Annotated in this window: 20 protein-coding genes and 1 tRNA gene; 10 read left to right on the plus strand and 11 right to left on the minus strand. The window is 28.0% G+C overall.

Translation table 11 applies throughout. The annotated features are described in order from the left end of the window. The first annotated feature begins 100 nt into the window (after positions 1–100). The gene (dnaA, locus tag ABXT65_RS00005) at positions 101–1,513 is read left to right on the plus strand and encodes a chromosomal replication initiator protein DnaA (protein ID WP_415323463.1); all 1,413 of its coding nucleotides are present in this window, start codon (positions 101–103) and stop codon (positions 1,511–1,513) included. Further along, a complete protein-coding gene (dnaN, locus tag ABXT65_RS00010; protein ID WP_415323464.1) occupies positions 1,503–2,615 on the plus strand; it encodes a DNA polymerase III subunit beta in 1,113 nt (370 codons plus the stop codon). The genes dnaA and dnaN overlap by 11 nt, the downstream gene beginning before the upstream one ends. Here the strand turns inward: dnaN and ABXT65_RS00015 are convergent. From ABXT65_RS00015 to argH, 3 genes are all read right to left on the minus strand, one after another. Then, positions 2,612–3,313 (minus strand): lysophospholipid acyltransferase family protein, encoded by a 702-nt coding sequence (locus tag ABXT65_RS00015; RefSeq protein WP_415323465.1) that lies wholly within the window; start codon positions 3,311–3,313, stop codon positions 2,612–2,614. The genes dnaN and ABXT65_RS00015 overlap by 4 nt on opposite strands. Positions 3,314–3,325: 12 nt before the next feature. Beyond that, positions 3,326–4,540 carry a diaminopimelate decarboxylase gene (gene lysA / locus ABXT65_RS00020; RefSeq protein ID WP_415323466.1) on the minus strand — a complete coding sequence of 405 codons (1,215 nt, stop codon included), beginning with the start codon at positions 4,538–4,540 and terminating at the stop codon, positions 3,326–3,328. A gap of 117 nt (positions 4,541–4,657) precedes the next feature. Continuing rightward, positions 4,658–6,046 (minus strand): argininosuccinate lyase, encoded by a 1,389-nt coding sequence (gene argH, locus ABXT65_RS00025; RefSeq protein ID WP_415323467.1) that lies wholly within the window; start codon positions 6,044–6,046, stop codon positions 4,658–4,660. Positions 6,047–6,070: 24 nt separating this feature from the next. Between argH and ABXT65_RS00030 the strand changes: the two genes are divergently transcribed. Beyond that, positions 6,071–6,586, plus strand: a complete 516-nt coding sequence (locus tag ABXT65_RS00030; protein ID WP_415323468.1) for a TlpA family protein disulfide reductase — start codon at positions 6,071–6,073, stop codon at positions 6,584–6,586. Here the strand turns inward: ABXT65_RS00030 and ABXT65_RS00035 are convergent. Then, positions 6,583–6,786, minus strand: coding sequence for a twin transmembrane helix small protein (locus ABXT65_RS00035; RefSeq protein ID WP_415323469.1), 204 nt, complete (start codon positions 6,784–6,786; stop codon positions 6,583–6,585). The genes ABXT65_RS00030 and ABXT65_RS00035 overlap by 4 nt on opposite strands. A gap of 50 nt (positions 6,787–6,836) precedes the next feature. Between ABXT65_RS00035 and ABXT65_RS00040 the strand changes: the two genes are divergently transcribed. Next, entirely contained in the window at positions 6,837–7,493 is a 657-nt protein-coding gene (locus ABXT65_RS00040; protein ID WP_415323470.1) for an alpha/beta hydrolase, read from the plus strand. Positions 7,494–7,562: 69 nt separating this feature from the next. After that, positions 7,563–8,129 carry an HNH endonuclease gene (locus ABXT65_RS00045; protein WP_415323471.1) on the plus strand — a complete coding sequence of 189 codons (567 nt, stop codon included), beginning with the start codon at positions 7,563–7,565 and terminating at the stop codon, positions 8,127–8,129. Here the strand turns inward: ABXT65_RS00045 and ABXT65_RS00050 are convergent, their stop codons facing one another. The 3 genes from ABXT65_RS00050 to ABXT65_RS00060 are packed head-to-tail and all read right to left on the minus strand — an operon-like array spanning position 8,130 to position 9,730. After that, on the minus strand, positions 8,130–8,663 hold the full coding sequence (locus tag ABXT65_RS00050) for a demethoxyubiquinone hydroxylase family protein (protein WP_415323472.1): 534 nt from the start codon (positions 8,661–8,663) through the stop codon (positions 8,130–8,132). Then, positions 8,647–9,132 carry a disulfide bond formation protein B gene (locus ABXT65_RS00055; protein ID WP_415323473.1) on the minus strand — a complete coding sequence of 162 codons (486 nt, stop codon included), beginning with the start codon at positions 9,130–9,132 and terminating at the stop codon, positions 8,647–8,649. Before ABXT65_RS00055 ends, ABXT65_RS00050 begins: the two co-directional genes overlap by 17 nt. A gap of 1 nt (position 9,133) precedes the next feature. Then, on the minus strand, positions 9,134–9,730 hold the full coding sequence (locus ABXT65_RS00060) for a YqaA family protein (protein WP_415323474.1): 597 nt from the start codon (positions 9,728–9,730) through the stop codon (positions 9,134–9,136). Between the two features lie 68 nt (positions 9,731–9,798). Here ABXT65_RS00060 and ABXT65_RS00065 point away from each other — a divergent pair. Then, positions 9,799–9,883 (plus strand) — tRNA-Leu (locus tag ABXT65_RS00065). 7 nt (positions 9,884–9,890) lie between these two features. Then, positions 9,891–11,594: an AMP-dependent synthetase/ligase gene (locus ABXT65_RS00070; protein ID WP_415323475.1), complete on the plus strand. Its 1,704-nt coding sequence runs from the start codon at positions 9,891–9,893 to the stop codon at positions 11,592–11,594. A gap of 359 nt (positions 11,595–11,953) precedes the next feature. Here the strand turns inward: ABXT65_RS00070 and ABXT65_RS00075 are convergent, their stop codons facing one another. Genes ABXT65_RS00075 through ABXT65_RS00090 form a run of 4 tightly spaced genes read right to left on the minus strand, consistent with a single transcriptional unit; the run spans position 11,954 to position 16,044 of the window. Then, positions 11,954–12,856 (minus strand): CarD family transcriptional regulator, encoded by a 903-nt coding sequence (locus tag ABXT65_RS00075; protein ID WP_415323476.1) that lies wholly within the window; start codon positions 12,854–12,856, stop codon positions 11,954–11,956. Further along, positions 12,813–13,139 (minus strand): ferredoxin FdxA, encoded by a 327-nt coding sequence (fdxA, locus tag ABXT65_RS00080; RefSeq protein ID WP_415323477.1) that lies wholly within the window; start codon positions 13,137–13,139, stop codon positions 12,813–12,815. The genes ABXT65_RS00075 and fdxA overlap by 44 nt, the downstream gene beginning before the upstream one ends. Continuing rightward, entirely contained in the window at positions 13,136–13,528 is a 393-nt protein-coding gene (locus tag ABXT65_RS00085; RefSeq protein ID WP_415323478.1) for a TerB family tellurite resistance protein, read from the minus strand. Before ABXT65_RS00085 ends, fdxA begins: the two co-directional genes overlap by 4 nt. A 35-nt stretch (positions 13,529–13,563) precedes the next feature. Continuing rightward, complete coding sequence (locus tag ABXT65_RS00090) at positions 13,564–16,044, minus strand: helicase-related protein (protein WP_415323479.1); 2,481 nt, start codon at positions 16,042–16,044, stop codon at positions 13,564–13,566. Positions 16,045–16,217: 173 nt separating this feature from the next. Here ABXT65_RS00090 and ABXT65_RS00095 point away from each other — a divergent pair, with 173 nt between their 5' ends. The 3 genes from ABXT65_RS00095 to ABXT65_RS00105 all read left to right on the plus strand — a co-directional run bounded on the left by ABXT65_RS00095 (position 16,218) and on the right by ABXT65_RS00105 (position 20,484). After that, on the plus strand, positions 16,218–18,179 hold the full coding sequence (locus ABXT65_RS00095) for an acetoacetate--CoA ligase (RefSeq protein WP_415323480.1): 1,962 nt from the start codon (positions 16,218–16,220) through the stop codon (positions 18,177–18,179). Next, positions 18,180–19,406, plus strand: a complete 1,227-nt coding sequence (locus tag ABXT65_RS00100) for a pyridoxal phosphate-dependent aminotransferase (protein WP_415323481.1) — start codon at positions 18,180–18,182, stop codon at positions 19,404–19,406. Between the two features lie 73 nt (positions 19,407–19,479). Further along, a complete protein-coding gene (locus ABXT65_RS00105; RefSeq protein ID WP_415323482.1) occupies positions 19,480–20,484 on the plus strand; it encodes a TAXI family TRAP transporter solute-binding subunit in 1,005 nt (334 codons plus the stop codon). The last annotated feature ends 41 nt before the right edge of the window (positions 20,485–20,525 follow it).

The following is a 20,525-nucleotide window of genomic DNA, read 5'->3' on the forward strand; positions in this document are numbered from 1 at the left end:
AAAATGATTCACCTACAGATTTTATTTATTTTTAATTATACAAACTTTCTTATTGTATAATTTCTAATTTACTTCTAACTAGTCTTATTCCTAAAAGTTTATGTCTAACATTAACACAACACAAAATTTAAAAAATACTTCTTCTGAGTCTCTAGATTGGGCACTCATTCAAAAAGGTATGAAGAATAAACTGGGTAGTGATATTTATGAAAGTTGGCTTAGAAAAATAGTCTTTGTCGAAGAGATGAGTAATTACATCTTACTCTCTGTTTCGACTAGATTTATAAGAGACTGGATTACTTCAAGGTATTTAGATCAAATATTACAAGTTGTTAAAACCTATAAAAAAGATCTAACAAGAATTGAATTTAAAATTGTTGAAAAAGTTTTGGATAGCGGTGTTCAAAACAATATTCAATCAAGCGCAAATAATGAAAATGTATCATTCATCAAAGATACATATTTACAATACAACAGAATTGATCCTAACAAAAGATTTGATAATTTTATAACTGGAACAAGTAATAAATTGGCATACGAAGCATCGCTAAAAGTTTCAGAAAATATTTCCCACTATAATCCACTTTACATTTATGGAGGTGTAGGAATGGGCAAAACTCACTTGTTAAATTCTATTGGTCTATCATTAAAGGACAAAAATAAAGTGATGTTTATTTCTGCTGAAAGATTTATGTATCAATTTGTTAAGTCTATTAAATCTAATGACATGGTAAAATTTAAAGAATATTTTAGAAATACAGATATTTTATTAATTGATGATATCCAGTTTATGAATGGTAAGGAAGCAATGCAGGAAGAGTTTTTCCACACATTCAATGCATTGCTTGATAAAGGTTCACAAGTAATAATTTCTGCAGACAGAGCTCCAAACAAGCTATCCAGAATTCAAGATAGAATTAAATCAAGATTTTCAGGTGGTTTGGTGGTTGATATCCAAAAACCAGATTATGAACTTAGAAGCAAAATTGTTAAACAAAAAACAGAAGAGCTTAACGTTTTTTATTCTAATCAAGTAAATATCTCTGAAGAAATACAAAAATTTATTAGTACTGAAATTACAACGAGCATCAGAGAGTTAGTTGGTGCAATTAACAGAGTTGTGTCTTTTTCAAGGATATACAACAAGGTTCCTAATTTATCTGAGGCTAAAGTTGTTCTAAAAGACTTACTAAATATAGGCGAAAATAAAGTAACAATCGATTTAATCCAATCTACCGTTTGTAAATTCTTTAAAATAAGTAAAAATGAAATGCTATCCTCAAGAAGATCAAGATATCTCGTCAGACCAAGACAGACTGCAATTTATTTAACTAAGATATTAACCTCTAAATCTTTACCAGAAATAGGCAGGGAATTCTCTAATCGTGATCATACAACAATCATACATTCCGTAAAAACAATTGAAAAATTGAAGGAAAAAGATTCAGAAATGACCAACAATATTAATAACTTAAAAAATCAGATACTGTATACTAAAGAAAATGAAATTTAATGTTAACCAACAAGATTTACAGCAAGCCCTGAATTATTGCCAGGGTGTAATTGAAAAAAGAAGTACGCTTCCAATTTTATCAAATGTTTTATTAAACGCTAGTAATTCAAATTTAACAATCACTGCAACAGATTTAGATTTAATATTCATTCATCAAATTAATAATGTAGAAGTTATTGAAGAAGGAAGTACAACTACCACTTCATCAGTCATGTATGATATTATAAGAAAATTTTCTTCAGGAAAAAAAATTAATCTATCTTTAACAGATGTTAGCAAGCTTCAAGTTGAGTCAGAGAAATCTATCTTTAATTTAAATTGTATTAGTGCATCTGAATTTCCGTTAACAGATGAAAACTTTAATCAAAATGAGTTCTCTATAAAATCTAAACAATTATTAAAATTACTAAATAAATGTAAATTCTCAGTTTCTAATGATGAAACTAGACATTACTTGAGTGGAATTTTTTTTCATCAAACCGAAATTGAAGATAAAAACTTTTTAACAGCAGCGGCAACAGATAGTCATAGAATGTCTATATCCAAAATAAGAATAGATCAAAAGATAGATTTTGAACCAATTATACTGCCTAAAAAAACAATATTTCAATTATGCTCTTTGCTTGAGAGCTATGATGGAGATGTAAAAATTTCAAATGTTAAATCTAAAATTAAATTTGAATTAAATAATAGTATCTTAATTTCTAAGTTAATTGATGGTAAATTTCCTAACTATATTCAGGTGATACCAAAAAATAACCAAAAAAAATTAGAAATAGACTTAAAGTTATTTTTAGACTCTGTTGACAGGGTTGCTTCAGTTTCATTAGACAAAAAAGATGGAGTAAAATTTAATTTATCAAAAGATGTTTTAAATTTATCAGTTAATAACACTAACAGTGGTGATGGAAAAGAAAGTCTAAGCGTAAAATTTGAGCACGACTTAGAAATTAGTTTTAATTCTAGATATTTGATTGATGTTGCTTCACAGTTAGATGGAGACAAAATTGAAATCTTTTTTAATGATACTGGCTCTCCAGCTTTAATTAAAGATCCAGGTGACTTTGATAGTATATTTGTTGTAATGCCTATGAAGGGCTAATTCAGAACGTCTAGTTCAGAGTAAATAGCATTCTCTAATTCTTTTAAGAAAATTTCTTTTTCTAAACCAGGCTCAATAGGTTTTAAAATTGAGATAGTCAATATTGTATTAATTTTTTTTGAACCCTTTTTTGGCCAAGTATTCCCAGAGCTAATCGCTATTGGTTGACATGAAATTTTTAGCTCTGCATAAATTCTACTGGAGCCTTTTTTAAAAGGCGTTCTATCTTCAGGTGATAGTCTTGTACCCTGTGGGAAAATTATTAAAGGTCTGTCTGATGAATTGATTTGTTTTGATATATCGTCAAAAAAACTAAGATTTTCTTTTGATATTTTATTTCTTTTAATTGATATTGAGCCAATTTTTTTAAGATACCACCCAAATATGGGTATCATTAATAACTCCTTTTTTAGAATAAAAACTGGAGAATTAAAAATAGTTTGTAAAAAAAAAGTTTCAAACATCGATTGATGAGAAGCCGCTATAAAAAATTTTTTATTTTTAATTATATTTTCTTTACCCTTAATTATTATTTTTGTGGATAAAAAAATTTGTAAACAAAAAGAGGTCCAATACCCCATAAGTTTTCCACCAAATAGAACTATCTTCTCAGGAAAAAAAATTGCTGGAAGGAATATTAAAGAAATAAAAATAATTCCAGAAAAAAAGAAAAGAGAAAATAAAAAGTTTCTTATCATTTCTATTAAAAACTAAATTAGGTCTTTTAGTTTTTGCCTTTTTTTAATGACGTTCATTTTAGATCCTTTGATTAAAATTTCTGATGGTTTTGGTCTAACATTATAGTTTGAACTTAACGACATTCCGTAAGCTCCAACATCACACATTACAACAAGGTCTTTTTCTTTTAATTTTTGGAATTTTTTTAAAGTTGTAAATTTGTCAGTGCTTTCACAAATTGGACCAACAAATTCATAAATTTTTTTTGAAGTTTGATTTGTTTTTATTGCAGGTAAAGTTCTATGGTTTGCACCATACAATGCTGGTCTCATTAGGTCATTCATTGCAGCATCTAATATAATAAAGTCTTTCTTTCCATTTTCTTTTATGTAAATAACTTTTGAAATGAGTGAGCCTATATTGCCAACTATTGATCTACCTGGCTCAAATATGATTTTAGATTTATGATTTCTTAAAAATTTTTTAATAGCAATATTATATTTTTGATAATTGAGCTTTTTATTATTTTTTTCATAAGATATTCCCATACCACCACCGAGATCTATAAATTTGAATTTGTGATTACTTTTTTTGATAATTTTATCCACTACCTTAAGCATTTTTTCATATGGTTTATAATCCAGAATTTGACTTCCTATATGAACGCTTAGACATTTAAGACTAATATTCTTTGATAATTTGGAATAATTGACAAGAGCAAAAAATGTTTTTTCATCCACACCAAATTTATTTTCTTTTTTCCCAGTTGAAATTTGTTTTAAAGTTTTTGCATCTGTATTTGGATTTAATCTAATACCAATATTTACTATTTTCTTTTTAGATCTTGCAATTCTTTCAATTTCAATAATTTCACTTTTAGACTCAGCATTTATTAACAAAATTTTTTTATCTATTGCATAGTTTATTTCATCTGTTGTTTTTCCAACACCCGAAAAAACTATTTTTTTTGGGTCTATGCCCGCTTTAAGTGCCATCATTAATTCCCCGATTGAAACCACATCTGCACCTAATCCAAATTTTCTAATTTCTCTAATGAGATTCACATTTGTATTAGACTTAATAGCAAAGCATATTAATGGAGCAAAAGAGCTGAAGTTTTTTTTAAAATCGTCTATATTTTTTTTTAATTGTCCGTACGAATAACAATAGGTAGGAGTACCAAATTTTTTAGATATATCTTGAACTTTAACTTTTTCAATTGATAGATTTTTGTTAATATATTTCATCAATCTGTAGATTTTGGAAAAATCATTTTATTTCCTTCATACTCAGGGTCTCCCTTTTTTCCACATGAGAATAACAAAATACAAAATATAGAAATTAAGATTAACTTTTTTATCATTTTATCCTTTTTTATATTTCAATATCATTTTTTTAATATTATCAAAAGATGTTCCACCATAAGATTTTTTTGAATTTACTGAGTTTTTTACATTAAATATCTTTAATACTTCAGTTGTAAGCTTAGGTTCTATTTTTTTTAGCTCCTCAATGCTAAGCTCATTTAGTTTTTTTCTTTTCTTTTCTGCAAAATTAACAATTGTAGCTGTAGTTTGATAGGCCTTTCTAAATGGCATTGAATGATTTTTAACAAGATAGTCAGCCAAATCTGTAGCTGTAATATAGCCAGAGTTTGCAAGATCTAACATTTTTTGTTTATTGGGTTTTAAATTCTTTAAAACCTCAGTCAGAATTGCAATACAGTTATTAAGGATTTCATTAGATTTAAATAATATTTCTTTGTCATCCTGAAGGTCTTTAAAATAAGATATTGGTAGACCTTTGAGGATTGTTAGCATAGAAAATAAGTTTCCATATGTTGAGCCCGTTTTACCCCTTAAGTATTCTAATAAATCTGGATTTTTTTTTTGAGGCATTATTGAAGAACCGGTAACAACTTTATCTGATAGAGCAATTAAATTAAAACCATCAGAGTTCCAAATAATAAGTTCTTCAGCTATTCTTGAAATGTGCATAGAACAAACAGATACACTATATAAAAAGTCTAAAACGAAATCTCTGTCAGCAACTGTGTCTATTGAGTTATTTGTTGGTTTTTTAAAACCTAGTTTTTTTGAAGTAAAATTTCTATCTATATTAAAAGAAGTACCCGTTAATGCTGCGACTCCAAGAGGACATTCTGATAAACCTTCTAAATTATAAGAAAATCTTTTTTTATCTCTAGTAAACATTTCTACATACGCCATTAAATAATGTGCAAATGATACTGCCTGAGCATTTTTTAGATGCGTAAATCCTGGCATTATTGTTTCAATGTTCTTTTCAGAGATTCTAAGAATTGTTTTTATAATATTTTCTAAATTTTTATTAATTTCTTTAGTGGCTGATGTAGTCCACATTTTAAAATCAGTAATCACTTGATCATTTCTAGATCTTGCAGTGTGAACATATCCTGCCTCTTCACCTATGATTTGAAACAATCTCTTTTCAATATTCATATGAATATCTTCATATTTCTTATTATATTCAAATTTATTCCTTAAAATTTCTTTTTCAATCTTATTTAGTCCATAAATTATTTTATTTTTAATTTTAAAAGAAATAATTTTCTGTCTAAATAACATTTCAACATGTGCAATTGATCCCAAAATATCTTCTTTAAAAAGCTTTTTATCAACATTTATTGAGTTACCTACTTTTTGAAATAATGTTGAGGCATCTTTTTTTATTCTTGAACCCCATATTGCTTTATTGTTTTTATTTTTTACCATGATAATTAATTATACATATTTAGTATGAAATTATTAATAATATTTATTTATCTGATAACTACCAATTTTAGTTATGCTTTAGAAAAACCTGATTTAAAAAATTTAGTTTTAATAGAAAGTCCAAAAACATATGAAGAGGTAATCTTTAAGGATATAAATCAAAAAAACGTTAATTTAGCCGATTTTAATGGAAAACTGGTAATCTTAAATTTTTGGGCAACGTGGTGTGCTCCCTGTAAAGAAGAAATGCCATCTTTAGATAATCTACAATCAAATAGTAAGCTAAGTAATTTAAGAATTTTTCCAATAAATATTGGTCAAGAAGATATATCTAAAGCAGAATTTTTTTTTAAAGAACTAGATATTAAGAATTTAAAAATTTATTTTGATGCACCCATTACATTGGCAAAAAAATTTTCCTTAAGGGGGGTTCCAACGACTATTTTATTTAATAAGCAGGGCAAGGAATTTGCTCGAATTATTGGGTCTATTGATTTTAAGAATGAAGAATTTATTAATTGGTTAAAAACTTATAATTAATTTTTAAAAAAATAAGCAAAACATACTAAAACAATTATAGCTATAAATTGAAAGAGCACCCTGTATTGCATTAATTTATTTGAATATTTTTTACTAGTTTCTCCACCTTTAAATAAAGTTCCAATTCCTAGAATTAATACAACAGCAACAACTATTAAAAGGACTATGCTTAAAATTTTAACTAATGTTACAGAAATCATAATTTTATTGTAGAGTGTTTTTTATATAAAAAAACATAATAAAAACATCTATGACATTTTGTCTGACAACTACAATTGTAAAACCAGAAAAAGATATATCAATTAAGCACGCAGTTATTTTACTTCATGGATATGGTGGAGATGGAAAAGATATAAGTATGTTAACCCTCAATTGGAAAAGGTTTCTGCCTGACACTATTTTTTTATGCCCAAACGGACATGAAGAATGCTCAATTAATCCAACCGGTTACCAATGGTTTGATTTAACTAGAGATGATCCAAAATATATTTTAGAACAGTCTCAAAAAGCAGAAACAAAGCTTAAGCAATTTATTGAAGAAATAAAAATTGAATATAACTTAATAAATTCACAAATTTGTTTATCTGGCTTTAGTCAGGGATGTATGATGTCTATAAATTTAGGACTAATAAGTAACGAAGATTACAATTGCATTGTTGGTTTTTCTGGAAAAATAATAAATCAAGAAGATCTTGTTAAAAGAAAAACTTCTTCAACGAAAATGCTTTTAGTGCATGGAGATAAAGATGAGGTTGTTTCACCAACTTTTTTATTAGAAGCTAAAGATTTTTTAATTAGAAATGATATTGAGATTGAGACAAAATTGATCAAAAACTGTGAACATCACATTCCGGTTGAAGCATCAAGTATAGCATTAAATTATATAAAAAATAATTTTAAAGTTTAATAAATCTTTAATAAAAAATGAATTTCTATTCATTGATAAAATAATTCATTTCAGTTAAAGTTTATTGTAATGAATTTTGCTGAACAAAACCTTTCTTTAGAAAAATGCCCAGCATTAGTTTTAAATGCTGACTATAGACCTTTAAGTTACTATCCTCTTTCCCTATGGAGCTGGCAAGACTCAGTAAAGTCAGTTTTCTTAGATAGAGTAACTATAATAAATAATTATGATAGAATAATTAGAAGTCCATCATTTAATATGAAGCTACCAAGTGTAATTGCTTTAAAAAGTTTTATTAAACCCCAGGCCAACCCTAGCTTTACAAGATTTAATGTTTTTTTAAGAGATAGGTTTTCTTGTCAATACTGTAGTAGCGGTGAAGAACTAACTTTTGACCACTTATTACCAAGGTCTAAAGGAGGACAAACAAATTGGGATAATGTTGTAACAGCTTGTTCTACCTGCAACGTTAAAAAAGGTGGCAGGTTATTAAAAAATTCAGATCTAACATTAAACCAAGAACCTTATCAACCCTCAACAGAAGATTTACATAAAAATGGTAAACATTTTCCACCAAACTTTCTACACAAGAGTTGGATGGATTATTTGTATTGGGATGTTGAGTTAGAGGCTTAATTATATTTTTTCAGATATATTAATTGCAATTTTTGAGCCAGTTTTAATTATCTTATCTAAAATTGAGTAGATGCCCTTTTTTGTTGCCCCTTCTTTATACGCTATATCTCTATGGTGTAATTCATCTATTCTAAATTTAATAATTTTATCTTTTAATTTTTTTTCATCATTTTCTAATTCTTTGATTTGATTCGAGTAATGTTCATCTATAACTTCTTCAACCGAAGCAGTACAAAGCATAGCAGCTTTTTTCCCCAACATAGTTGAGCCAAACCCTAGCCCGACACCAAGTATATCCCACAAAGGTAAAAACTTTGTAGGTTCAATATTTCTTTTTTTAATTTCACTTTCAAAGTAATCACAATGCTCTTTTTCATGAATTTTCATTTCTTCGATTTTTTTTTTAAGATTATCATCTTTTACAAATGTGTTGAGTGCTAATAATTGCCCTTCATAAATTTTTATTGCACCACGTTCTCCGGCATGATCTACTCTAATAAATTCTATTACTTTATTCTTATTTGTTTTTTTCATAAATTAAAAAAAGTTTCATTGTTATAACACTTAGTATTAAAGATATAAAAATATTAAAAGTCGCAAGAGATAAACCAAAAATTTTAAAAGTTACATCCTTACAGCTCACAGGCATTTCTTTTAGTTGATTTAAAAGTGCTTCTTTTGATAATTCATTATTTGGACTATTTAAATCACAAACTAAGGATTCTTTAATAAAGCCTTGTTCGATTCCAAAATGATAAAATGATAATAAAGCTGAAGCAAAAAATGTTAAACTTAAAATTATTAAAGTAATTTTATCAAATTTATTAGATAATAGACAAGCTGATAAGACTAGTATTGAAAAAATATATGGTATTCGTTCAATTAAACACAAATTGCATGGCTGATGACCCAATATATACTGAATAAAATAGGCTGTAATGAGAGCAAAAATACAAAATAACAGTATTAAGGTAAGTATTTTTTTATTTTTAATTTGAGACATATTATTTCACAATAAAATATATCACACCAAAAATTAATACAATTGCAATTCCTATAATTGTAAACCACACGGCAGCTTTTGTTGTCATAAATCTGCTAAAAGTATCACCAAACTTAAATGAGAAGTATGAAACAATAAAAAATCTTAAGCCTCTTGAGATTAAACAGATAAATAAAAATATGAATAAATTAAAACCAATCATACCACTAGTTATTGTAAACACTTTAAATGGCAGTGGTGTAAAACCTGCAAGAAATAAAGTGGCCAGCCAAATATAAAGTCCAGTACCTTTTGTTAGATTTTCTTTAAGATTAAGGACTTTATCTTCATAACCATAAAAACCTACAACGCTCATTCCAAAATCTAAAAAATATGAGCCAATAAAGTACCCCAATACGCCACCCAAGGTAGAGAAAAGTGTAGCAATTATAAATATTTTTAAATAGTCATTTTTTTTTGCAATAACCATTGGAACAATCATGACATCAGGTGGAATAGGAAAAAAAGAACTTTCCACAAAAGAAACAATCGCTAGAAACATCTTTGAACTTTTGTGAGCAGCAAGGCCTAATGATTTTTGATATAATTCGTTAAACATTTTTTGGTTTTAATATAAATTAAGTTCTTATACTATTTAATTTTATAGATATAATAATGAAAAATTTAGGGCGAATGGCGGAACTGGTAGACGCGCACGACTCAAAATCGTGTTTTGTAAGAAGTGAGAGTTCGATTCTCTCTTCGCCCACCAATATGTTATGAAAATAGAAAAAACTAATAATTTATTAGCATTATTTTATGATCAATATCAAAGACAGGAAAAAGAAAGTATTTTTTTACAATCTTTAAAAGAGCCTAAAAAAAAATATTCCTGGGAAGATGTCTATTTAAATATTAATAAATTATCCGAAGAGATATCAAAATATATTAAAAAAAGTGATAGATGTTTGTTAATATCTGAAAATAGACCTGAGTGGATGATAGCAGACCTTTCAATTATGCTTTCTGGGGGAATAACGGTTCCTGCGTATACAACATACTCCGAAAGAGACTATGAATACATAATTAACGATTGTACCCCAGCAATTCTTATTATTTCAGACAAAGTACAGTTTGAAAAAATTAAAAATATTATCCCAAAAAAAGATTTTATTAAAAAAATAATTTTTTTCGAACATATGGATAATTTTAATAAAGAAATATTTTTACAAACTAGTGAAATATTTAATAAAGAAAACTGTAATTATTTAAATTTTTTTGATTTAAAAATCCAAAGAAAAGATGTTGCTTGTATAATTTATACATCAGGTACTCAGGGTAATCCAAAAGGTGTAATGCTAAGTCATGGAGGAATACTAAATAACTGTGAGGGAGCCTATGAATTATTAAAAACTTTTATTTCAAAAAGACCAAAATTTTTAACTTGGTTACCGTTGTCACATTCGTATGAGCACACAGTACAGTTTGTGCAGATAGTTATTGGGGCAAGAGTATTTTACGCTGAAAGTATAGATAAGTTGATTAAAAATATGAGTGACTGTTCACCTGAGATAATGACAGCTGTGCCAAGATTTTATCAAAATTTACATAAAAAAATTAGTGCATCGTTTAATAAAGCTACAGGAATAAAAAAACTCCTAGTAGATCAAACAATTAAGTTAGGAAAGAAAAAATTGAATAAACAAAAATTTTTATTAATTGAAAATTTGATCAATTTTATTTGTGAGAATTTAGTAAGAAAAAAAATTAAAAAACAATTTGGAGGAAATTTAAAAGCCTTCATTTCAGGCGGTGGAGCCCTAGATAAAGAAGTAGGTTCATTTTTAAATGCTATTGGCTTACCAACATTGCAAGGGTATGGTTTATCGGAAACTTCACCAGTTGTAAGTTGTAACTCAATAGAAGACATTAGGGTTGAAACAGTCGGGCCACCATTTAAAACAAATTTAGTTAAAATTGCAGCTGATGGAGAGATACTTGTTAAAGGTGAGAATGTTATGCTGGGCTATTGGAAAAATGAAGAAGAAACAAATAAGGTTTTAAAAAATGGATGGCTTTATACAGGAGATATAGGAGAGTTTGATGGAAAATTTCTTAAAATTACAGACAGAAAAAAAGATATTATTATAACGACAGGTGGAGATAACATCTCACCAACTAAAATTGAAAACGATTTAAATAAATCTGATTTTATAGAACAAAGTCTAGTTTATGGAGATGGTAAATCGTACTTAGTTAGTTTAATAGTTTTGAGCCTCGAATATAAAAATATCTCTAAAGAAAAAATTCAACAAGAGATAGAAAAAATAAATTTAGACTTAACTAAAATAGAAAAAATTAAAAAATTTATTATAATTAAAGATATGTTCTCAATTGAAAATAATATGATGACACCAACTTTAAAACTAAAAAGATATAAAATTATAAAAAAATACAAAATAGAACTTGAAAAACTTTTTTAATTTATTTTCTAAGATGGGATACTAAGCGCATAAACTCTTACTTTTTTACTTACGAGAAAACATATTAAAATCAAAAAAAATTTTTTAAGAAAATCTAAAATTGTTCGTTAATTAATGAATTGACATAACTTGTATAAAAAAATAAAAATAAGGTAACAACGAATCACTTTGATTCGTTTAACTTAAACAGGGAGCTAAAGATGGCTACAAAGAAAAAAGCAAAAAAAGCTAAGAAAAAAACTAAGAAAAAAGCTAAAAAAGCTAAAAAAGCGAAGAAAAGAAAAAGATAGTATCTTAGTCTTTTCAAAAAACGCTTCTCATAACATTTTTTGTGAGAGGCGTTTTTTTTTGCCTAATTTTTAATTTTCTGTATCAGTGGTGTTTTCATCGGTAGGCACAGCTTCGGATTCTGCTGGTTCTACAACTTTGATAGGAGCAGCAATAGCTTTTGCTTGTCCTTCCAGGTTTCTCTTTAAAGCTTTGTCTAATTTTTTTTGTGTATCCTCTAATGATACTCCCATTACTATTTGGAATTCAGATAAGATTCTTTCATAAGCTTTCTCAAAAAGCTGTCTTTCACTGTAAGACTGATCAACCATTAGATCGTCACCTTTATTTAAATCCCTAACAACTTCAGCAAGTTCGTATATTTTACCTGAGGAAATTTTAGCCTCATATTCTTGTGCTCTTCTACTCCACATTGATCTTTTGATTTTTGGTTTGCTTTTTAAAATAGATATACATTTATTAACCTGATTAATAGATGCTAGTGGTCTAAGATGTGACTGTTTATTTACCGGAACCATTCCATTAGCTTTATCTTTTTCAAACTTAAGCACATATGTTTCAACATCAATTCCACCAATATTAATTTTTTTGAATTCAGTAATTTGTCCAACACCATGTTTTGGGTAAACAACATAATCTTTAACCTTGTATTCTTTTTTTTCTGTTTCCTGTTTTTTTACCTTTATAATTTCAGGTTTAACTTCATTACTTTTGGAAATTCTCAAATTATCTGTTTTAACTTCTACTTTTTCTGAGGCAGTTTTTTTTAAAACTGTTTTTAAATTTTTATTTATTTTAGTTGGAGCTACTTTTTTTGCTTTAGTTTTTTTTATTGGAATATTTTTTTTAATAACTTTAGCCTTAGGAGACGTAGACTTTTTAACTACCTTTGTATTAGTTTTTTTTTTTGCTTTTTTCTCAGGAGTTTTTTTAAAGATTTTCGCTAAAATATTTGTCGTACTTGTTTTCTTCATTTTTATATTTTTCGTTGTCCTCTGGAGGATCTTTTTTAACATTTATATTTGGCCAGATTTCAGAATACTTTGTATTCACTTCAAGCCATTTTTCGCTTCCAGATTCCGTATCTGCAACTATAGCATCAACCGGACATTCTGGCTCGCAAACGCCACAATCTATACACTCATCCGGTTTAATTACAACCATATTTTTACCCTCATAAAAACAATCAACCGGACAAACTTCAATACAGTCCATTAATTTACACTTAATACATTTATCATTTACAAGGTAGGTCATTTTTTTAATTCTTGTTTTATTTTTTCTTTTAGGTCACCCATTATTTTAGCATCTATATATAATAAACCAGCAAGCCTCCTCATTAAGTTTGTCTCATACATATCTGCATTATCATCTGAATAAATAATTTTCCATAGAGATTCAATAACTCTAATTTTATCTGATTCAGGGGCATTTTTAACCTCTCTTGTGAAATTTAGTATTTGGTTTGAATTTTCTTCAATAACTGATGCATCTGAAATTAACTTATCTATTTTTGAACTTTCTGCGCCCAATTCAATTAAAGTTTTTTTTATAATCTCTTTTTCTTTGTCTTCATAATTTTCATCAATTTTTGCCACATGAATTAACAAAGCTGCGATATTAGAATAAGATTTATCATCACTCACATTATTTTTCCCTTTGTTTTTAAAAAAGCTGATCATCAACTAAAATTTAAATTTTTTAATACCTTAAATGGATTGTTTAAAGGAGCTGTTTTTTTAAAAGTTTTTTTAATTTGTTTTTTTGGACTGTATTTGAAATAAATATCGTTATCTTTTTCAAGTATTTTGTAATCCATTTTTTCAATTAATTTTTTAAAATTTTCTTTACTGCATCCTAATAAATTAAGCATTTCAGGAATTAATCTAATTTCTTTACCTTTTTCAGGATCAGAGTTTATGATTTGTACAAATAACCTTTCCAAAATATCTATTCTAACAAAATAATTATCAAAACTTTCAAAACCACAAAGAAGCATAAATTTTTTATTTTTTATATTTTTATCATCTAAGAAATTTAAGCCAAAAGTAGGAGGAGTTAGATCAAAGTATTTTTGATTGAAGTTTTTCCATAGTAAAGTTCTTAATGAAACAGCTTCAGGCTTTAACAACCTAAATAAAAAAACATGGTATCTACCAAATTTCACACCTAAATCTCTTAAAACTTTTCTCTCATCTTGACCAAGTTTTTTTAAATATTCAGTCACCACCTCTCTTTTAATTACACCATTATTTTCGTATAATTGGTAAGCTAAAGCTTTAATTGATGAGTTACTTTCTTTTAAACCGTTTAAATCAATCAAACTTTTTAATACTAAATTTATTTTTTCTTTAATCCATTTTTCAATAAATTCTGATAATTTTTGTTTGTCGTCACTCTCTAAAATATCATCTACTATTAAAAATATGCTAGGGTTTAAATAGTCCTTACCAGGAATTAATTTAGCAATTGGAAAGTTTTTCCAATATATTTTAAAATCATCTTTAATTTCTATTAACCCTGTATCTATAATGGATTTAATTCTTTTTTGTAGTTCAGGACCCACTGTTTGTCTTGCTGCTTTTTTTAATGATTTAATGTCAGTGTCGAGTGCACCAGCTTTTAAGTCCATTTCAAACCTCAAACCTTTTAAATCACCAATAAAATGCTCATCAATTATTACTTTGTCATCTTCCATTACCTCAGTTTTGAATTCCATATCTTGTTTTAATCCTCTTGCAAGCACACTAGCTCTTTTGTCAATAAATGTTTTAGTAAGCTCTTCATGAAGTCTATCAGACAACCTATCTTCTAATAATTTTGTTTTTTCAATCCAATAACTTTGATTTTCAACCCAATTAATTTTATTTGAAACATATGACCAAGTTCTAACATTTGCAATTCTATTTGATAAAGAATCAACATTTCCTTCTAATTTATCTAACTTTACTAACTGCAACCTCATATAATCACTGGTAATTTTACCTTCTTGACCATTTAAAAAGCTAAAAACCTTACTAACTACCCCAAGATGGTTGCCATAAGTTTTTTTTACAAAATCAGGAATTTGACAACATTCCCAAAGTAATTCTAATGTTTCTTGGTTATTTTTAATATTATGAACCTCCATATCTTTTAAAAAATACTTTAAAAGTTTCTCATCACCACACTCATGTATTTTTCTCAACCAATTTCTATTGGGTCTTTCTTCAAGTGATTTAATTAAGCTTAAAGCATTATTAAAATTTAAATTAGAATTTCTCCAAAAAAGCATTTGAATTTCCTCAAATTTATGATTTTCAAGTAGTTCAACCTCTTCTGCAGAAATTTCTTTGCAATCACCAGTAATCCCAAAATTTCCATCATTTAAATATCTGCCAGCTCTTCCAGCAATTTGTCCAATTTCAGACATGTTAAGACGTCTTAATTTTCTTCCATCAAATTTTTTTAAATTTGAAAAAAAAACATTTTCTAAATCCATATTAATTCCCATGCCAATTGCATCAGTTGCAACAAGAAAATCAACGTCTCCAGATTGATATAATTGAACCTGGGCATTTCTTGTTTTAGGGCTTAATGAACCCATAACAATAGCTGCTCCACCTTTTTGTCTTCTAACAAGTTCAGCAATTGCGTAAACTTCTTCAGTTGAAAAAGCAATTATTGCTGTTTTTCTATTTATTCGTGAAATTTTTTTATGACCCACATAGGAAAGTTGAGAAAGTCTCTCTCTATTTATAAACTCAGTATCTTCATCTAGTTTATTCACTATACTTTTAATAGTGCTTGAGCCCATAAACATTGTTAGTTTTTCACCTCGAAGATTTAATAATCTATCGGTAAAAATGTGGCCTCTTTCATGATCTGCGCACATTTGTATTTCATCTATCCCCACAAAATCTAAATTTTTATTAATTGGCATAGACTCAACGGTACAAAGAAAATATTTTGCATTTGAGGGAATTATTTTTTCTTCCCCAGTAATTAAAGCAACTTTATCTACACTTATTTTCTTAATAATTTTGTCATATACCTCACGCGCGAGCAGTCTTAGAGGAAAGCCAATCATACCCGAATCAAAAGAAAGCATAGTTTCGATTGCGAGATAGGTTTTGCCAGTATTTGTTGGACCCAGAACAGCTGTAATTTTATTTTTAGACATTTCTATTTATGGTACCTTTAATTTTTACTCCACCACATGTTGTTACTCATAAAGAACAAAAATAGACTAAAACATGACCGAATCGTAGAGGAAAAAGTTCTCATTTACCTTTTATTTGCTTATAGATTAACATAATTAAAAATAATTCTGTATTAGTATTTTGTAGCAAAATTATGAAACAAAAACTTTGGGAAGCATCATTTGTTCAGAAAAAAAATTCTATCTTATCGAATTATGAGCAATTTATTTCAAAAAAATTCAAAAAAAACTTTAATCAAAAATATGAAAATATTTTAAAATGGAGCATTAAAAATCCTGGTAATTTTTGGAGTTCTATTTGGGATTTTTCAGAAATAAAAGGATTTAAAAGTAAGTTAAAAATAAAAAAATCAAAAATATTGTATAAAAATAAATTTTTACCAAATTCAAAGTTAAATTTTGCAGAAAACTTACTTTCAAAAAATAATAAAGATAAAGCAATAACATTTATTAGTGAAAATGGTTTTCGTGAAGAGAGATGTTGGCATGAGCTAAACCTCAATGTGAGTAAAATATCTAAATTTTTAAAAAATATTAAGATTAAAAAAGGAGATAGGGTTGCAGCATATTTACCCAATTCTATTGAGACAGTTGAAGCATTTATAGCCTCTTCTTCATTAGGAGCGATATGGTCATCTTGTTCGCCAGATTTTGGTGTTAAGGGTGTAGTAGAACGTTTTTCACAAATTAACCCTAAAGTTTTATTTGTAGTAGATAAATATTTTTATAATGGAAAAACAATAAATGTTTCAGATAGAATTCCTCTAATCTTAAAAGAGATACCGTCTATTAAATATGTTGTCATTGTTAATTATCCAGGAGAAAAATACTTAGAAATTAAATACAAATCCAATAAAATAAAAGTACTTAAGTGGAGTAAATTGATCAAACAAGAACCAAAAAAAATTCGGTTTTTTAAATTTGATTTTGAGCAAGAACTTGCAATTTTATATTCAAGTGGAACTACTGGAAAGCCAAAGTGCATATGTCATAGGAGTGGAGGGGTTTTGCTTCAACATAAAAAAGAGCATCAACTTCATTGTGATATTAAGGAGGGTGATAATGTTTTTTATTTTACTACTTGTGGATGGATGATGTGGAACTGGCTGGTAAGCGTCTTAGCTTCTAAAGCTTCTATTGTTTTATTTGATGGATCACCGATGTACAAAGAAGAAGATTTATTATTAAAAATTGCTGAAAAAGAAAAAATTACATTATTTGGTATTAGTGCAAAATATGTTGATGCTCTTCGTAAATTTAAGCCTACTTTAAAATATAAGTATAAATTATCAAAATTAAGAACAATTTGTTCTACTGGATCTCCATTATCAAATGATGGGTTTAAATATGTCTATGCGAACATCAAAAGAAATGTTCATTTATCCTCTATATCTGGAGGTACAGACATTGTTTCTTGTTTTGTTTTGGGAAATTTATACCAACCAGTAATTTTAGGTGAAATACAAAATAAAGGATTGGGTATGAATGTTGATGTTTTTAATGAAAAGGGTAAATCTTTAAAAAATAAAAAAGGTGAATTAGTTTGTAAAAACCCCTTTCCATCAATGCCTTTAAAATTTTGGAATGACAAAAGTGATATTAAATTTAAAAATGCATATTTTAATAATTTTTTAAATACATGGTACCATGGTGACTATGCTGAGATAAAGAAAAGTGGTGGCTTTATAATTCATGGTAGATCAGATACTACACTCAACCCTGGGGGGGTGAGACTCGGAACTGCTGAAATATATTCCGAGGTAGAAAAATTTACAGAAGTGAAAGAATCTATTGTTGTTGGTCAAGCATGGGATAATGATATTAGAATTATTTTATTCATAGTCTTAAACCCGAAACATGTATTAAATGAAGTTTTGTTAAAAAGAATTAAGATACAAATTAGAAAAAATACATCCCCAAGACATGTTCCATCTAAAATTATAGTAGTCGACGATATTCCAAGAACTAAAAATGGAAAAATTGTCGAATTAGCTGTAAAAAACACCATAGAAGGAAACGAAATTAAAAATAAAGAAGCGCTAGCAAATCCACAAGTTTTAGAACAGTATAAAAATTTAAAGGAATTAAATTATTAAATGTTAAAAAATATAGTTAAAGGTTTAGAGCCATCCTCTACTTTAAAAATTAATGAAATCTCTAGAAAACTAGAGGATAAAGGTGAAAAAATATTTAAATTTGGATTTGGTCAATCTCCATTTCAAATTCCAACTGATATTGTTAACGCTTTAAAAGATAATGCTTATCAAAATAAATATTTACCAATGCAAGGTCTCAATGAGCTAAGAGAGGCTATCGCAAAATATACATCAACTAAAAAGAATTATAATTACAAATCTGAGAATATAATTATCGGTCCAGGTTCAAAAGAATTAATGTTTTTGCTGCATATTTTGTTTGATGGAGAGGTAATATTGCCAGCACCAAGCTGGGTTTCTTATGCTCCACAAGCAATTCTTGGAAGAAATAAAATTCAATCAATTCAAACAAAAAGAGAAAATAATTGGTTTCCTACTGGATCTGAAATCGAAGAAGTTATTTTAAAAGACAGGAATAAAAATTATCTATTATTTTTAAACTCACCAAATAATCCATCTGGGCAGATTTGTAAAAATTTAGAAGAAATCAGTGCAATAGCTAAAAAATATAATCTTATTATTTTATCAGATGAAATTTATTCTGAGTTAAGCTTTGAAGAAGGTTTCAAGTCTATTTCTAGTTATTGTCCTGAAAAAACTATTATAAGTACGGGCTTAAGTAAATGGTGCGGAGCAGGTGGTTGGAGATTGGGCTATTTTGTAGTTCCAGATTCTTTAAATATTTTAAAAAATTCAATTAATGTTTTAGCTAGCGAAACCTTTTCAGCTGTTAGTGCACCAATTCAATATGCTGCAATTACTGCTTATACAAATGATCATAGTAAATACATAAATAGTTCTAAAAATATTCTTAAAGCAATTGGTAATTATGTTTATGAAAATTTAAAATCAAACAAGGTTTTAATTAATAGGCCCCAGGGTGGCTTTTATCTTATGCCAGAATTTTTAAATAAAACATTTAATACATCATCAGAAATGTGTGATAATATTTTAAAAGAGACGGGTGTAGCGTTATTACCAGGGTCAGATTTTGGTTTTGATAAAAAAAGAATGTTAGCAAGACTAAGCTTTACAGATTTTGATGGTCAAGAATTTATGATGCAAACCCAAAATGGACAAGCAATTGATAAGAACTTAATTCTAAAACTTGCACCCAAGGTTGTTGAAGGTGTGGACAAGTTGAAAAAATGGTCAACATCAACATAACTACAGGCTATACATACTCACTTAATTACTGTTAAATTTAATTAATAAAAATAACGATATAGAGGAGAAAAATATGAAAAAAATAATAACATCTCTATCAAGCGCTCTACTAATCTTTGTTGCATCTTTATCCTTTACTGGTGTAGCAAAATCTGCAGAGTTTTTCACGATAGGAACGGGTGGACCAACTGGAGTATATTTCCAAACTGGTAACGCAATTTGTAAAATGCTGCACAAATCAGCAATTGCTAAAGAGCATGGAAGAAAAAAAGGTATAGATAAAGCTTACAGATGTACTGCGCCTTCAACTGGTGGATCAAACTATAATATTGGTCAAATCGCAGCTGGTGAATTTCAATTTGGTGTAGCTCAATCTGACTGGCAATATCACGCTGTAAATGGGACAAGTAAATGGGAAGGTAAACAGTATAGTAATTTAAGAGCTGTATTCTCAGTGCACAATGAACCTTTTCAAATTTGGGCAAGAAAAAAAGCAAAAGTTAAAGATTTTTCTGGGCTTAAAGGAAAAGTTGTAAACATTGGTAATGCTGGTTCAGGCCAAAGAGGAACTATGGAAGTACTTATGGATGCAATGGGAGTTGATAATAGTTTCTTTAAATCAACTACTGAATTAACTTCATCTGAGCAAGTAAAAGCATTGTGTGATGGTAAAATTGATGCCTTTGGTTATTCGGTAGGTTTTCCAAATGGAGCTATGGAGAACGCAGCTTCTTGTGGAGCAAAAGCTTTACCAATTAATCTTAAGGGTTCTGAAGTTCAGGGTTTAATTGATGGTGCTGCTTATTATGCACAAGCTATAATACCTGCGGGTACTTACACGGGACAGAAAAAAGATGTAACCACTTTTGGTGTTAAAGCTACTGTAGTAACCTCAGCTGATGTTTCTGATGAGCTTGTATACCTAGTTGTTAAAGCTGTGATGGAAAATTTTGATGATTTCAAAAAACAACATCCTGCTTTTTCTTCTTTAAAAAAAGAAGATATGATTGCTGCAGGTTTGTCAGCTCCATTACATCCAGGTGCAATTAAATATTATAAAGAAGCTGGATTAATGTAATCCAATTACTTAATTAAATTAAAAGGCCTGATATATTTATC

This window comes from Candidatus Pelagibacter sp. Uisw_127 (assembly GCF_047722515.1).
Classification (GTDB): Bacteria; Pseudomonadota; Alphaproteobacteria; order Pelagibacterales; family Pelagibacteraceae; genus Pelagibacter.

Excerpts from the sequence above, each read along its gene's own strand:
- ABXT65_RS00075 (WP_415323476.1), bottom strand. The coding sequence starts at position 12,856 with ATGAAGAAAACAAGTACGACAAATATTTTAGCGAAAATCTTTAAAAAA.
- ABXT65_RS00015 (WP_415323465.1), bottom strand. The coding sequence starts at position 3,313 with ATGATAAGAAACTTTTTATTTTCTCTTTTCTTTTTTTCTGGAATTATT.
- ABXT65_RS00050 (WP_415323472.1), bottom strand. The coding sequence starts at position 8,663 with ATGAAAAAAACAAATAAGAATAAAGTAATAGAATTTATTAGAGTAGAT.
- ABXT65_RS00105 (WP_415323482.1), top strand. The coding sequence starts at position 19,480 with ATGAAAAAAATAATAACATCTCTATCAAGCGCTCTACTAATCTTTGTT.
- ABXT65_RS00095 (WP_415323480.1), top strand. The coding sequence starts at position 16,218 with ATGAAACAAAAACTTTGGGAAGCATCATTTGTTCAGAAAAAAAATTCT.
- dnaA (WP_415323463.1), top strand. The coding sequence starts at position 101 with ATGTCTAACATTAACACAACACAAAATTTAAAAAATACTTCTTCTGAG.
- ABXT65_RS00055 (WP_415323473.1), bottom strand. The coding sequence starts at position 9,132 with ATGTCTCAAATTAAAAATAAAAAAATACTTACCTTAATACTGTTATTT.
- fdxA (WP_415323477.1), bottom strand. The coding sequence starts at position 13,139 with ATGACCTACCTTGTAAATGATAAATGTATTAAGTGTAAATTAATGGAC.
- ABXT65_RS00030 (WP_415323468.1), top strand. The coding sequence starts at position 6,071 with ATGAAATTATTAATAATATTTATTTATCTGATAACTACCAATTTTAGT.
- ABXT65_RS00045 (WP_415323471.1), top strand. The coding sequence starts at position 7,563 with ATGAATTTTGCTGAACAAAACCTTTCTTTAGAAAAATGCCCAGCATTA.
- lysA (WP_415323466.1), bottom strand. The coding sequence starts at position 4,540 with ATGAAATATATTAACAAAAATCTATCAATTGAAAAAGTTAAAGTTCAA.
- argH (WP_415323467.1), bottom strand. The coding sequence starts at position 6,046 with ATGGTAAAAAATAAAAACAATAAAGCAATATGGGGTTCAAGAATAAAA.
- ABXT65_RS00040 (WP_415323470.1), top strand. The coding sequence starts at position 6,837 with ATGACATTTTGTCTGACAACTACAATTGTAAAACCAGAAAAAGATATA.
- ABXT65_RS00090 (WP_415323479.1), bottom strand. The coding sequence starts at position 16,044 with ATGTCTAAAAATAAAATTACAGCTGTTCTGGGTCCAACAAATACTGGC.
- dnaN (WP_415323464.1), top strand. The coding sequence starts at position 1,503 with ATGAAATTTAATGTTAACCAACAAGATTTACAGCAAGCCCTGAATTAT.
- ABXT65_RS00060 (WP_415323474.1), bottom strand. The coding sequence starts at position 9,730 with ATGTTTAACGAATTATATCAAAAATCATTAGGCCTTGCTGCTCACAAA.
- ABXT65_RS00035 (WP_415323469.1), bottom strand. The coding sequence starts at position 6,786 with ATGATTTCTGTAACATTAGTTAAAATTTTAAGCATAGTCCTTTTAATA.
- ABXT65_RS00100 (WP_415323481.1), top strand. The coding sequence starts at position 18,180 with ATGTTAAAAAATATAGTTAAAGGTTTAGAGCCATCCTCTACTTTAAAA.
- ABXT65_RS00070 (WP_415323475.1), top strand. The coding sequence starts at position 9,891 with ATGAAAATAGAAAAAACTAATAATTTATTAGCATTATTTTATGATCAA.